The organism is uncultured Apibacter sp. (genome assembly GCF_946479295.1).
Taxonomy (GTDB): Bacteria; Bacteroidota; Bacteroidia; order Flavobacteriales; family Weeksellaceae; genus Apibacter.
The window spans coordinates 245,546-259,280 of the sequence record NZ_CAMLFD010000002.1; the positions used below are offsets into that span (position 1 = coordinate 245,546).

Annotated in this window: 15 protein-coding genes and 1 tRNA gene; 8 read left to right on the plus strand and 8 right to left on the minus strand. The window is 29.5% G+C overall.

Features of this window, described 5'->3' with window-relative positions; translation table 11 throughout:
- Window positions 1-74: 74 nt before the first annotated feature.
- Window positions 75-605 (plus strand): sigma-70 family RNA polymerase sigma factor, encoded by a 531-nt coding sequence (locus Q0T35_RS03660; RefSeq protein ID WP_295840997.1) that lies wholly within the window; start codon window positions 75-77, stop codon window positions 603-605.
- A 15-nt stretch (window positions 606-620) separates the two neighbouring features.
- Here Q0T35_RS03660 and yaaA read toward each other — a convergent pair whose 3' ends face one another.
- From yaaA to Q0T35_RS03685, 5 genes are all read right to left on the minus strand, one after another.
- A complete protein-coding gene (gene yaaA / locus Q0T35_RS03665) occupies window positions 621-1,379 on the minus strand; it encodes a peroxide stress protein YaaA (protein WP_295840998.1) in 759 nt (252 codons plus the stop codon).
- 185 nt (window positions 1,380-1,564) lie between these two features.
- The gene (gene sufD / locus Q0T35_RS03670) at window positions 1,565-2,830 is read right to left on the minus strand and encodes a Fe-S cluster assembly protein SufD (RefSeq protein ID WP_295840999.1); all 1,266 of its coding nucleotides are present in this window, start codon (window positions 2,828-2,830) and stop codon (window positions 1,565-1,567) included.
- A 49-nt stretch (window positions 2,831-2,879) separates the two neighbouring features.
- Window positions 2,880-3,614: a Fe-S cluster assembly ATPase SufC gene (sufC, locus tag Q0T35_RS03675; RefSeq protein WP_293918903.1), complete on the minus strand. Its 735-nt coding sequence runs from the start codon at window positions 3,612-3,614 to the stop codon at window positions 2,880-2,882.
- Between the two features lie 333 nt (window positions 3,615-3,947).
- A complete protein-coding gene (locus tag Q0T35_RS03680; RefSeq protein WP_293918902.1) occupies window positions 3,948-4,301 on the minus strand; it encodes a hypothetical protein in 354 nt (117 codons plus the stop codon).
- A 233-nt stretch (window positions 4,302-4,534) separates the two neighbouring features.
- A complete protein-coding gene (locus Q0T35_RS03685; RefSeq protein WP_295841000.1) occupies window positions 4,535-4,804 on the minus strand; it encodes a hypothetical protein in 270 nt (89 codons plus the stop codon).
- A gap of 381 nt (window positions 4,805-5,185) precedes the next feature.
- Here Q0T35_RS03685 and Q0T35_RS03690 point away from each other — a divergent pair, with 381 nt between their 5' ends.
- Window positions 5,186-5,917, plus strand: coding sequence for a S24 family peptidase (locus tag Q0T35_RS03690; RefSeq protein WP_295841001.1), 732 nt, complete (start codon window positions 5,186-5,188; stop codon window positions 5,915-5,917).
- 264 nt (window positions 5,918-6,181) lie between these two features.
- Here Q0T35_RS03690 and Q0T35_RS03695 read toward each other — a convergent pair whose 3' ends face one another.
- Both Q0T35_RS03695 and Q0T35_RS03700 read right to left on the minus strand, forming a co-directional pair.
- On the minus strand, window positions 6,182-8,629 hold the full coding sequence (locus tag Q0T35_RS03695) for a bifunctional UDP-N-acetylmuramoyl-tripeptide:D-alanyl-D-alanine ligase/alanine racemase (RefSeq protein WP_295841002.1): 2,448 nt from the start codon (window positions 8,627-8,629) through the stop codon (window positions 6,182-6,184).
- A 13-nt stretch (window positions 8,630-8,642) separates the two neighbouring features.
- Complete coding sequence (locus Q0T35_RS03700; protein WP_295841003.1) at window positions 8,643-9,248, minus strand: thymidine kinase; 606 nt, start codon at window positions 9,246-9,248, stop codon at window positions 8,643-8,645.
- Between the two features lie 72 nt (window positions 9,249-9,320).
- On the opposite strand from Q0T35_RS03700, the gene Q0T35_RS03705 reads away from it, so the two are divergent.
- The 4 genes from Q0T35_RS03705 to Q0T35_RS03720 all read left to right on the plus strand — a co-directional run bounded on the left by Q0T35_RS03705 (window position 9,321) and on the right by Q0T35_RS03720 (window position 11,215).
- Entirely contained in the window at window positions 9,321-9,995 is a 675-nt protein-coding gene (locus Q0T35_RS03705; protein WP_295841004.1) for a hypothetical protein, read from the plus strand.
- A 16-nt stretch (window positions 9,996-10,011) separates the two neighbouring features.
- Entirely contained in the window at window positions 10,012-10,683 is a 672-nt protein-coding gene (rsmI, locus tag Q0T35_RS03710) for a 16S rRNA (cytidine(1402)-2'-O)-methyltransferase (protein WP_295841005.1), read from the plus strand.
- 14 nt (window positions 10,684-10,697) lie between these two features.
- Complete coding sequence (locus Q0T35_RS03715; protein ID WP_293918670.1) at window positions 10,698-11,129, plus strand: Rrf2 family transcriptional regulator; 432 nt, start codon at window positions 10,698-10,700, stop codon at window positions 11,127-11,129.
- 12 nt (window positions 11,130-11,141) lie between these two features.
- Window positions 11,142-11,215 (plus strand) — tRNA-Ala (locus Q0T35_RS03720).
- A gap of 150 nt (window positions 11,216-11,365) precedes the next feature.
- Here the strand turns inward: Q0T35_RS03720 and Q0T35_RS03725 are convergent.
- Window positions 11,366-11,770 (minus strand): helix-turn-helix domain-containing protein, encoded by a 405-nt coding sequence (locus tag Q0T35_RS03725; protein ID WP_293918672.1) that lies wholly within the window; start codon window positions 11,768-11,770, stop codon window positions 11,366-11,368.
- Window positions 11,771-11,916: 146 nt separating this feature from the next.
- Between Q0T35_RS03725 and Q0T35_RS03730 the strand changes: the two genes are divergently transcribed.
- Both Q0T35_RS03730 and Q0T35_RS03735 read left to right on the plus strand, forming a co-directional pair.
- The gene (locus Q0T35_RS03730) at window positions 11,917-12,177 is read left to right on the plus strand and encodes a hypothetical protein (RefSeq protein WP_295841006.1); all 261 of its coding nucleotides are present in this window, start codon (window positions 11,917-11,919) and stop codon (window positions 12,175-12,177) included.
- Window positions 12,178-12,671: 494 nt separating this feature from the next.
- Window positions 12,672-12,920: a hypothetical protein gene (locus Q0T35_RS03735; RefSeq protein WP_293919400.1), complete on the plus strand. Its 249-nt coding sequence runs from the start codon at window positions 12,672-12,674 to the stop codon at window positions 12,918-12,920.
- Window positions 12,921-13,735 lie beyond the last annotated feature (815 nt).

The following is a 13,735-nucleotide window of genomic DNA, read 5'->3' on the forward strand; positions in this document are numbered from 1 at the left end:
GATATTAATTATTTAATTTTTTATTTAGGTATTATTATTGTAGATTGTCCAATAAAAATGAAAGTAATTGTAAGTTGAAAAATAAATCAGACCTTTTACAACTTCTAGAGGAAGCAAAAAATTCGAGACAACAAGCTCAAAGTAAAATAGTTAATCTTTATTGGGGAGATATTAAATCATATATTTTTTCTATAGTTAAAGATGAAAATTATTCAGAAGAATTAACTATTGAAACTTTCACTAAGGTGCTGAATAAGTTAAATCTTTATAATGCTGATTTTGATTTTAAGACCTGGGTTACATCAATTGCACATAATACAGCGATAGATTTTTTAAGAAAAAAAAATAAGGACAAAAATAAATTTTCAAACGAAGAATATCATCATTTGAGTGATTGGGAGCCTTCTCCCGAGCAATTATTTATTGATAAGCAAAATCTAGAAGCTTTTGAAAAAAGATTAGACAAACTTCCTGAAAATTATCGAAAATTAATTTATTCTCGTTATGTTGAAGGAAAAAAATTAAAAGTTATAGTGCAAGAAACAGGCTTGTCTCTAGCTAATGTCAAAGTAAGTTTAATGAGGGCAAAGAAACTCTTGTCATAAATGGAAAATAATTTTTTATCGAATAAATACTAAATTATTTTCTGTAGATAATTTGTCAGAAAATTCGTAATCGTCTCCATTATAAGTTTTTATGTCTTCAATATTATTGATGGAATTTTCAGCACACCAACGAGTCATCTTTCCTCGAGCTTTTTTAAAATACATCATAATGCTTTTTAAAGAACCGTTTTTATAATCTTTGAATTCAATATCGGTTACCCTACCTTTTAACTTATTGCGGTTGAAAACTGAAAAATATTCTTTACTGGCAAGATTTAAAATAGGCTCATCATTTGTAAGTAAAGTGTTTAGATACAATGTTAGAATTTCTCGCCAAAATCCGTATAAATCTATAGCTTGTTCTGTTTTAAGTTTTTTTCCCATTTCCAGTCGATAGAGCATAATGTCATCCGAAGGATGAAGTAAGCCATAGAGGCCTGAAATAATTAAAAGATTATTTTGTAAATAAGTTAAAGATGAATTTGATAAGGATTCTGCGTCTAATCCTCTGTAAACTTCACCTTTAAAAGCAAAAATAGCCTGTATACATTCCGCTTTCGATGGATTGGGATTCCACTCTTGAATTCTTTCCCAATTTTCTCTAGATAATTTGGGAGAAATGTTAAGCAAGCTTTCTAATTCAGAAGGAGAATATTCTTTTAATACAAATTGCAATTTTTTAGCATAATCAATTAATTCAGGCTGAGTATGCATACTCCAATATGAATGCGTTTTCAAGCTCATTATTTTTGCAGGGGATAGAAGTATCTTCATCTAAAATTTATTAGTTGTCTATAATGCTAAATTATTTAATAAACATTGAATTTTAATAAATGATTTCAAATAAATTACAAGTAATGGTATGATTTTTATAAGTTACATAAAAAAATGATAGAAAATAGTAATAGAAAAGGTTAGGATTTATTCCTAACCTTTTTCAAATGATTTATAAAGTAAATTTAAATTTCAAAATCTGAATTTACACCTAATTTCTTTGCTACGATCTTGTTTATTTTATTCTTTAAATGAGGAATGGGAACCGTTTCCATTACATCAGCACAGAATGCAAACATAAGTAAGGCTTTAGCTTCCTTTTCATGAATACCTCTTTGTTTCATATAGAATAAAGCATCGTTATCTAGCTGTCCTACTGTACAGCCGTGTGAACATTTCACGTCATCGGCAAATATCTCCAATTGAGGTTTGGTATCAATACTTGATTTTTCAGAAAGTAAAATATTGTTATTTTGTTGAAACGCATTGGTTTTCTGAGCGATCTTATTTACTTTTATTTTACCGTTAAATATTCCATGACTGGAATTTTGGTAAATCCCTCTATATAATTCATGACTTTCACAGTTTGGCTGATTGTGTTTAACCAATGTATGATTTCCTACTTCTTGTCCTTCTCCTATGATGGTTATTCCTTTTAGTGTTGAATTAATATTTTCTCCTTTATGGTCAAAAGATAATTCATTGCGAACGGTCTTACCTCCAAACGAGAATGTATGAATTAGAGCCGTGCTATCTGCTTCTTGTTCTATAAAGGTAGAATCAATAAGGTAAGAGGTAGGTACATCATCTTGTATTTTATAAAGTCGGAAATCTGCATTTTTTCCTACAAATATTTCAGTAACAATATTGCTGAAAAAATCGAATTCTGAAAGCGAATAAGTTTTTTCAGAGATTTGTATTTTCGATTGATCTTCAATGATAATCAAATTTCGCAGATTTCGAATAGCTTTTTGATCTTGTTCTGAATTTATATAAATTAATTCAATTAATTCTTCTTCTATTGTTTGCTTTGGAACATAAATAAATATGCCTTCTTGATAAGAAGCCATATTTAATGTGTTAAAATAATGTTCTTTATCAGAGATTGAATTTACCTTTGAAAGTAAAATAGATTGATATTTTTCACTTTTTAGGGCTTCCGAAAAAGAAAGAGTTACCCATTTTTTTTGTGGATAATTGGAATATTCAGAAGAAATGATGCCGTCAATCAAAACAATTTTATAGGTATTGGATTCGTTTCCTACAATATCATTAATAATTTCTTGAGAGACAAAATTTACTTTAGCTGAATTAAAGGATTCAGGATTAAAATCTGATATTCTAGTGAACTTCCAATCTTCGTTTTTTTTCGTAGGATAACTTATTTTTTCTAAAGTTGATTGTGCCTGTATTGAAATTTTTTCTAATTCAGTATTTTGTGGAATATTCATTTTAATAATTTAATTTAAGAGGATTTGCTAATTGATCTTTACTTGAAGTTTATAACCAATCGTATCCTTTATCTTCTAATTCCAAAGCGAGTTCTTTAGTTCCCGATTTTATTATTTTTCCGTCCATCAATACATGCACGTAATCCGGTACAATGTGATCTAGTAAGCGTTGGTAGTGAGTAATTACTAAGATCGCATTATCTTTGTTTTTTATTTTGTTTACACCATGAGATACAATACGCAATGCATCTATATCTAGCCCTGAATCGGTTTCATCCAAAATGGCTAATTTAGGCTCTAACATGGCCATTTGAAAAATTTCATTTCTTTTCTTTTCTCCTCCTGAAAAGCCTTCATTAAGTGAACGGGAAAGAAAATCTTTTCGTATTTCCAACATTTCTGATTTTTCTTTTACTTTTTGTAAAAATTCATGTGCGGAAATGTCATTCTGCCCATTAGCTTTTCTATTGGCATTGATAGCTGCTTTTAAAAAATTAGAAACGCTTACACCTGGAATTTCAACTGGGTATTGAAAAGACATAAATACTCCGGCATTTGCTCTTTCTTCCGCAGCGAGGTCTAATAAATTTTTTCCTTCTAAAAATATAGATCCTTCAGTAACTTCATAATCTTCTCTTCCGGAAATTACATTTGAAAGCGTACTTTTTCCACCTCCATTGGGTCCCATAATTGCATGGACTTCACCTTTCTTAATTTCAAGGTTTATACCTTTCAATATTTCTTTATCTCCAATACTTGCGTGCAAATTTTTTATTGATAGCATTTTTATCGTATATTATCTTAAACTTATTTAAAAACAAATATACTATCTTTATAACAGCTTTAAAAAATAGGTTATAGATTTTATTGATTTTAAAATTGATCAACACAATTTAAATAAATATTTGTCAGAAACTTAAAAGAATAAAAAAATAAAATTTTCAATTATGTGTTTTTATAATTATTTGTATATAAATTAGTTAAAGATAAAATTTTAATATAAATAATCCACTACAAATTAGTAATTTAAAAGAATAGGATTTATTTAATGGTAGGGCTATTAATTACATGCCTTATTATTACCGATTAGCATAAACTAATAAATTTATTATGAAAATTAATGGTCTTTATCATCAATATCCAATTTTTTACAAATAATTTTCTTAATTACTAAAGGAGTCCATTTTAAAAGTTGTTCTATTCCTTCTAAGATCTCACCGGTGTATGCACCCGTTATCATACAGATGACAAGTATGGTATTATTGGATTCTTCACTAAATTCCTCCAATAACATTCCTATAACAATTCCAATAATAGTTGAAATAGGAATTTTAAGAAATAGTCTGCCTATAGATATTCCTTTATAAATAGAACGAGCAACCATGCTAATCACAGTTACCAAAATAATGTTACCATAATGGTTGATGAAATCGAATAGTGTTTTATTAATATCATTTAAATAATTAATCATATTGGTTTTTATAGGTTTTTTGTTTTCTATTTTATATTTATTGTGACATTTTAAATAGTATTTTAAGATTTTTTTGCATATATTGAACTGTTATAGTAAGATTTATTAGTAATTATTCTATTGATGAATTCATGAGGAAACAAGATGAAATTTTAGTTATCAATACTTTATAGCAAAAATGTGAATTAAATTATAGAATAGGCCGGATGTAAAGATAAGACAACACCTGTATTTTATCTTATTTTTGTGCGTATGATAGTATTGCGTTCTTTTTCAAAATGATATTCCGGCCTTTTCCATCTTTTTCTACGTATCTCAATTAGTTTTTCTTCAATTTTAGCTATAAGATCTACGGGGATTTCTAATGGATAAGCCCATTCGAGTATCTTTATCTGATTGTGGTGCATTATACATCTTTCTTTTAAACTAAGAAATTTTTTTACTTCTGAGTCATAACTTAAACAAGTTCTCAGGTCAAGGAGGTTTAATCTTTTTTTTCTCATGATAAGTGTTTTTTCTAGTTGTATTGACATTTCAGAATGTCAAATTCTTTCAAATTTGTTTATTAATTAATTGATAGAATGAAAATATTTATATAGCTTTTCGGATAGTGAAAAAAGGTATTTCTAAAAATATTGCAGCTAAGTTTGTAATATTAAATAGATAAAGTATATATAAATTTATTTTCATCATTAAATAGAAAAATGGTATGTATCAGAATTTACCTATATTATTTTCTTATTCGTTTGTAAATTTGTTAAAGTTTATTCTTGTACTAATAAATTAATTTTCTGATTATTATATAGTTTTGTAAAAATTTGTCATATATTTACAATACAATATTAGACAAAAATACAAATATATTTGTAAAAAGTAAATTGAAAATGAGAAAAAATACAAATTTCTTTGAAAGAATGATAGATCTTATTAACTATAAAGGGTTTAGAAGTGTTCATGATTTTGCAGTTAATGGGTTAGGTTATACTTCTTCAGAAAAACTTAATCGCTTGAAAAAAGAAGGAAATAAACCCTCTTACGATATATTGAAAGATATTGCAAATAAGTTTGATGAGATAAATGTAAATTGGCTTCTTACCGGTAGAGAATCTATGCTTAAAAGAGTTTCGGGATTTACAAAGGGCGAAGAAATAATTACATCTCCAATAAGCGTTTCTCGTAAAACTACAGATCCAATATGGGATATACAAGATATTCCTTTATACGATTTGGAAGCTACTGCAGGATTAGTTGAGCTCTTTAAAGGAACTTCAAGCGAAGCAATTTTAGATCGTATTCGTATACCTGGAATAGCTAAATGTGACGGGGGAGTATATGTAAAAGGAGATTCTATGTATCCTTTATTGAAAAGTGGAGATATTGTTTTGTATAAAGAAATTACTTTAGATAAAATTTTTTGGGGAGAAATGTATTTACTTTCAATAAAAATAGATGACTGGAATGAATATACTACTGTTAAATTTGTTCAGAAATCAGAATTGGGAGATAACTATATAAAATTAGTATCACAAAATCAGCACCATCAGCCTAAAGATATGTTAATGGAGCAAATTAATGCTATAGCTTTGATACGAGCAAGTATACGCTTACATAATTAATCTTTATAGATTCTAATCTTAGAAATATAAATTTTTATAACATCTTTATTGAAAGCATGTTTGCAAAAATTCTATTTCAGAAATATTTTAAATATATCCGCAAACGATATCATTTGAAAAAATGATAGTAAGCAATATGTATTTTGCTTACTTGCTTAAAATCTTAGTTTTTATAAATAGTTAAAAATGTAGTTGAAATATAATTGTAAGATTCAGCAATAATTTTTGAAATTCAATTATTTTAGATTAAATAAAAATTATATTTTATTCCCTATAATATATACGTTTTACTCTCGGCGAAATAGAAGTCAATACTTCATAAGGAATAGTTTGATACCATTCTGCATACTTTTTCAAACTTGGATTTTCGCCGATAATTATAACGGTGTCACCTTCTTTACATGCAATACCCGTAACATCAACCATCATCATATCCATACATATATTTCCTATAATGGGAGCTTTTTTCCCTTGTATATTTACATATCCTTTTCCATTTCCAATTATTCTTCTAATTCCATCTGCATAACCAATAGGTAAAGTTGCAATAGACCTATTTTTTTGGACTATAAACCTTCTGCCATAACCAACTGTTTCTCCCGGTTTCAGTTCGTGAATATTTGAAATGACCGTTTTTAAAGTAATAACATTTTCAAGTTTTTTTAAGGCTCTTTCGTTATCAATATATCCATACATGCCTATTCCTAAACGTACTGCATCAAATTGGTACTCCGGATAATTGATAATCCCAGTGGAGTTAGAAATATGAAGAAGCGGTTTGTATCCTAATATAGTTACCAAAATATCAAATGAATAATTGAGTTTTGACGCTTGTAATCTTGTAAATTTTTCCTCTTCCAAAACATCAGACACGGCAAAATGACTGAAAACCGACTTAACTTCTACCCAATCATTATCTTTTAATAATTCTCCTAGTTTTCGGGTTTCTTCAGGTTGAAATCCTAAACGATGCATTCCGGTATCTATTTTAATATGAATAGGATATCTTTTTACTATGTTTTTTTCTTTTAATTTTTGGATGAACAAGTCAAGTTCGCGAAAACTATATATTTCTGGCTCTAATTTATAATCTATGACTCTATCATAGCTACTCATTTCCGGATTCATGACCATAATAGGCAAATAAATTCCTTTGTCTCTTAATTTAAAACCTTCATCAGGATAAGCTACAGCAAGATAATCAATATGATAATATTGTAAAACTTCTGCGACTTCAAAATTACCTAATCCATAAGAAGAAGCTTTTACCATAGCAATTATCTTGGTCTCGGGTTTTAATTGGCTTTTAAAATAATTTACATTCATTAATAAGGAATGGAGGTTTACTTCCAATATGGTATCATGAGATTGTACTACTAATAATTGAGCAACTTTTTCCAATTCGAATTTACGTGCCCCTTTTATCAATATAGTAGCATCTTTTATAGATTGATTTTCTAAAAACTTAATAACCTCCGTGGTGGATAGGAAACTTTTATACATGGCGGTAAATAAGTTTTTATACTTATAAGTTTTTTCGCCAACGAGTAATATATATTGTAAAGGGAAGGAATTGACCAAATCGGCAATTTTTTTATACAATTCAGCATCAGGCATCCGAGATTGAAATATATCCGAAAGAATTAATACTTTTTTAGGCTTATTTTGCTGAAAAAGAAAATGTAAAGCAATTTCCAATGATTGGTAATCGGAATTGAAACTATCATTAATAATTGTACAATTATTGATTCCCGACATTAGCTCTAATCGCATGGATACTGATTGTAATTGCAGAAGCTTTTCTTGTATTAAATTGGGAGAAAATTCAAATTCATTTAAAACAGCAAGTAAGCCTAATACATTTTGTATGGAAGCATGATCCGTAAAAGGAAAAGTATATTCTATTATTTTACCAAATATGGAAATTTTCAGTAAAGCTATATTATCCTTGAGGGTAGTTTTTAATAATTGGATGTCCGAATGATCCTCTCCAAAAGAAACTAATTTTTTATCGGGGTAAATTTCTCGAATTATTTTTGAAATACTTGGTTCATTCGGAAAAATAATAACATTTGAATGTTTAAAAAGTTTTATTTTTTCAAGAATATGTTCTTCTTTATTTTTAAAATACTCTGAATGCGCTGCCAATACATTCGTTAAAACGCCTATGTTGGGATGTAAAGCTTTTTCTTGCTTATCCATTTCCCCGGGTTTAGAAATTCCTACTTCAAAAACTCCTAAATTATGTTTGGAATCAATTTGTAATATTGATAATGGAAGTCCAATTTGAGAATTATAACTTTTAGGGCTTTTTATAATTGAAAATTCTTCCCATAGACATTGATTTATCCATTCTTTTAAAACAGTTTTACCATTACTGCCGGTTATACCGATAGTGGTAAGCCCCTGATAAGATGATAGATGATGATTAGCCCATTTTTGTAGCGCCGTAATTGGATTTTCTACAATAAGATAGGTAGCGTCAGGATGTACCACAGGAATATGCGAGCATATAAAAATGCGTATAGATTTTTTATAAGCTTCTTCCATGAAATTATGACCGTTTCGAATTCCTGAAAAAGCTATAAATACCCCATGGGTAGGAAATATGATATTACGACTGTCGTAAAATATATGTTCGACTTTACTATTAGGATCTCCTAAAAGTTTCGCGCCGAGAATACGAGCCAGTGCTGATACAGAATAAATCATGTCAATAGTAGCGCTAAATTTTATCCTTTTTCTGTGTGTTTTCCTGAGCAAGGACTTCCCAAAAAGCTTGTCTGCTCAAAGGTTCATATTTATCTTTTTCTCCAAGTTCAACTAAGTTTTCACCAGCTGAAATGCGATGGGAATAATTAGCCAAATTACCGGTTTTTACGCAAACAGCATGAACTTTAGTTACATATTCAGCCGTTGCCATTAAAAAGGGCATCGGACCAAAAGGTCTACCTTTAAAATCCATATCCAATCCGGCTACAATTACTCTTTTGCCTTGATTGGCAAGTAAGTTGGAAACCTCAACGATCGTATCACTGAAAAATTGGGCTTCATCAATTCCTACCACATCACAATCGGCGGCAAGTAGAGGGATTTCCAATGGATTATCGATGGGAGTGCTGGGACAGGAAGTTTGATCATGGGAAACTACTAATGTTTCATCATATCTTACATCCATGGCAGGTTTGAAAATTTCAACCTTTTGTTTTGCAAATTCAGCACGTTTAAGTCTGCGAATAAGTTCTTCCGTTTTTCCGGAGAACATGGAACCGCAAATTACTTCAATCCAGCCAGTTTGTTGGGTACTATTTGTTGTATTTTCGAGAAACATTTGTAAATTTCGGGTCTTTAATAAAAATTTTTACAAAAGTAGAAATTAACGAACATATATAAAAAGCAAATTATGAATGCCAAAGAAATATTTCAAAAAGAAGTTCTGGAGGAAATAAAATCCATTGCCGCAGAAATTAGTCGTGTACAAAGCTTTTCAGGATTACTGTCTCATCAACAAAAAATCCAAAATTTATATGAAAAATTTATATTCTTAAAACAGCTTTCCACTTCCAAATATCAACAAATTCTTGAGAACTTAGAAAACAAAGAGAATGTCAATGAAAAAAAGGTAGAAATAAGAGATTTTTATCATGAAAGTAAAAATGAGGAAACAATAGAAGAAGTTCAAGAAAAGCCAACTCTTATTACTGAAAAAATCGAAAATAATGAGGTAAAAGAAGTAGCTGAGAAAAACATAATAGAAGAAGATAATCGTGAAAGAGAAGAAAATTTAACAAAGTCAGATTTAGAAACTATTCAAATCCCAGATTTTAAACTTTTTGAGAAGAGTAAAGTGTTAAGGCCTATAAGTTTGGATTTTAATGATTCCATTGCATTTATTAGCCAATTGTTTAACGGGAGCAAAGCAGATATGGATGCCGAATTTGGCATTTTAAATCAAACGAGAACTATTGAAGAAGCAAAAAAATGGATGGAAGAAATGTTCGTAAAATATAATTGGAAAAATAAGGGAGAATATGTAGAACGTCTTTCCGGGTTAATTGTATGCAGATTTGGTTCTTAAAAAAGAAATGAAATAAATGAGTGGAAAGCTATATTTAATCCCGACTCCAATAGGAAATCTGGAAGATATAACGCTACGCGCCTTACGACTTTTAAAAGAAGCGGATTTAATTCTAGCAGAAGATACTCGTACATCTGGGAAACTTCTTAAACATTATGACATACAAACACCTATGCAGCCGTATCATATGTTTAATGAACACCAAAAGACGGAAGGATATACGCAACAAATTGCCGAGGGGCGTGCCGTAGCGTTAATAACCGATGCCGGAACTCCGGGAATATCTGATCCCGGATATATGCTTGCTAAAGCATGTGTTGAAAAAAATCTTGCTGTTGAGTGCCTTCCCGGCGCAACAGCTTTTGTTCCAGCCTTAGTAGTTTCCGGTCTTCCCTCACATGAATTTGTTTTTATAGGTTTTTTACCGCCCAAAAAAGGTAGGCAATCTAAGCTCAAAGAATTATCACAAGAGAGTAGAACAATAATTTTATATGAAAGTCCGCATAAGATAAATTCAACATTGGAACAAATTTTAGAAATTTTTGGGGAAGAACGGAGAATAAGTATAAGCAGGGAGCTTACTAAAATGTATGAAGAAACCATAAGAGGAAACGTTGGAGAAGTATTGAAAATATGTAAAGAAAAGCCCTTGAAAGGAGAAATAGTTTTACTAATTGAAGGAAAATAATTACCTTTAAATTTATGATATCGAATCGATGTAAGTATGCATTAAAGGCTTTAATTTATATTGCAAAACAAGATAAAGAGAAGAATATATTGTCATCTGAAATTTCAAAAGATGAGAATATTCCTAAGAAGTTTTTGGAAAATATTTTAAGGGATCTTAAGAATGCGCAATTTTTAACGAGTAGAAGAGGGGCTAAAGGAGGATATCGTTTAAATAAAGATCCTGAAAAAGTAACCTTAATAGAGGTAATTCGATTAATGGATGGCCCTATTGCTTTACTTCCTTGTGTCTCAATTATGTATCATCAAACTTGCGATACTTGTACTACAGAAGATACTTGCACGATACGTGATGTTTTCATAGAAGTTAGAGATGCTACTTTGGAAATTTACAGGAAAACTACGATAGCAAGTTTGGCAAAAAAGAAAAATACGTTATCTTTGTAAACTTAAAAATTTGGGGCTGTAGCTCAGCTGGCTAGAGTGTTAGACTGGCAGTCTAAAGGTCGTGGGTTCGAGCCCCATCAGCTCCACTAAATAAAAATTCAAATAATTGAAACACCAAACGTTATAGCTTGGTGTTTTTGTTTTTAGACAACATTTCAACTAGTTTGATTTTTATTAAAAAATAAAAAGATGAGGTCAAACAGACGTCATCTTTTTAAATTTTCAAAAAATATTTTTTACTTACTTAGCAACTTCTCGATCAACTCATTTTTTTCTTTAATCATTCTTTCGTAAAGTTCCTGCTTTTCGTTATAGAGCTCTACAATTTTTTCAATAGGGTTAAATGTAATTGTACAATTGCTATTTACACCAATTGAAGCGTCATGAAAATTATTTGCTATAAAGCTAAAAGTTGCCTCGTCATTAAAATTTTTGATGGTTTCCACAGGAATATGTAGAGCTGAAGCAATTTTCCCTAAAGTTTCATCATCAATAAGTTCTTTATTTTCCAGTTTAGATACGGTTTGCTGGGAAAGTTCCAGCTTATCTGCCAATACTTCCTGTTTTACTCCTAATATTTCTCTCAATCGTTTTACATTTCTTCCGTGGTGTACTTTTGGGCTGGCTGTATCTGTATTCATGGGGGAAAAGAATTTTATCTTTTAACAAAAGTAGTAAAAATTCCGGTAAAAATGAATGTGTGGTTTTTTACAACCTTAACAGAGTGTTTTTATCCGGTCTGTGGTTTTATATTCTGTAGTAATAAATTTTCTTTGTATTTGAAATGATGAAGAAAAAGAAGAAAATAACTCAACAGCAAAATGCAGCTCAAAAAAGGGCAAGGCAATATTTAGAATCCTTAGATGACGATAAGGTAAAAATTGTTTTGAAAATAGATAATTACCAGCAGGTAGGATTTACTATACAATCCATTTTAAAAGTCTGCCAAAGTTCTCTATTTGCTCATGAGGTAAATGCTGAACATCATGAATTTTTGGATATTGTAAACTTGCTAGATTTAGCCTGTCAGTTAATAGGTAAAGGATAAGAGAGAAATTAGGTTTACAATGAAAAAATAATTATTTTTTTCATTAAAATATATTTAGATTAAATTTGTTAATTAAGTTAAAAACGTAATTTAATCTAAATATATTTTAATGAAAGAGCTAACGATATTTGTATTATTGCAAATCTGTCGAGAGGTTACTATAAACAACATGATTATGGTAAAATAATACTTCCATCTAAAGAAAGCAATATGTATACATTGTATGATTCTGCATATGGATTTATATAGAAGGCATGCTGTCCGCTGGAGATTCGCACATAAGAAAGCTTAACCGCGTAGCAAGGCTAGAACTTTTTGGGTAGGAGATAAAGCCGGAGTGTTACGCTATCTGTAAATCAGAAATGCTTATAAAAGAGCAGAATTCTCCGAATAAAATTTGACAACTTCTTTAATCAGGATGGTGAGAGATGAATAATTTAATTACATGCTGTCCAATTTCCCTTCCTGTGTAGAGTGGAAAAAAGAAAAAATTATTGAAAACGAACATACTAACTAAGATAGATTTCGCGGGGCGTTTCAGTACAGGCCTATCCTGCATTAACGACGGGGCTTTATTATTTTTCCTTTACATGATTAGTAAGATAAAGAATGAAAATCAGGGTGGCTTACATCGGTACTATTTTCCAATGATAGTCTGTTATTTAATGGTAATGTTGGAAGTGGCGAGAATAACACAATACAATAGGTCATTTAGAAATAATATTGTATTGAAAGGGATCTGATGAAAGGTCGAATTTGGAACTCTTTCCATAACCTAAGATTTAGAGGGCTGAATCTTAGGTTCTACTTCCAATAGCTTGAATACAACCGGTTTCTGATTCCATAGGCTTTCAATTTTTCCATATTCGTCCAATGAAATAAGGTATAAAGATTGATTTTGAATAGGTCAGCTATCTTTTTATAGGGAACTTGTTCTTCCAATTCATTGGGGTGGAAAATGTTTCTTTAATTCGTCTAATAATTTAAAAAATATTAATCATTGAATTATATCTTATCTGCTTTTCGCCTTGTTATTGTTATATAATTAAATATTAATTGATTAATTAGACATTTTACTTTATAAATTGGAATTTGCTAAATTAGTCAGGTTTATTTTGTGTATCGATTTTATTATATTATATATAATTTCAGGGGTATAATTAAAAAAATAAACCCCATAAAAAGATGAAAATTTATTTATTAAAATTATGTTTTAAATTGTTTTTTTATAGAATAAACTAATTTTTTATAATTCTATATAAATAATAATATAATATTTTAAGTGCGAATAAAAGAATAATTAAATAATTAAGATCTATATTGGCATATAAAATATCATATAATTAATTATTTTATTAAAGTTTATATTTTAAAAAAAATAATTATTAATTTTGTTTGCTATTGAATATTATTTTTAACTTTAATTATTTTTATATGGGATACAATAAACTTGATGATGAAGCTCCTAATTCATCTTATCAACTCAATCCGCCTAAAAAAGATGTTCGTTACTACGCTAAATATGGTGGAATAAAAGATGATTTATATGGGAATTCTC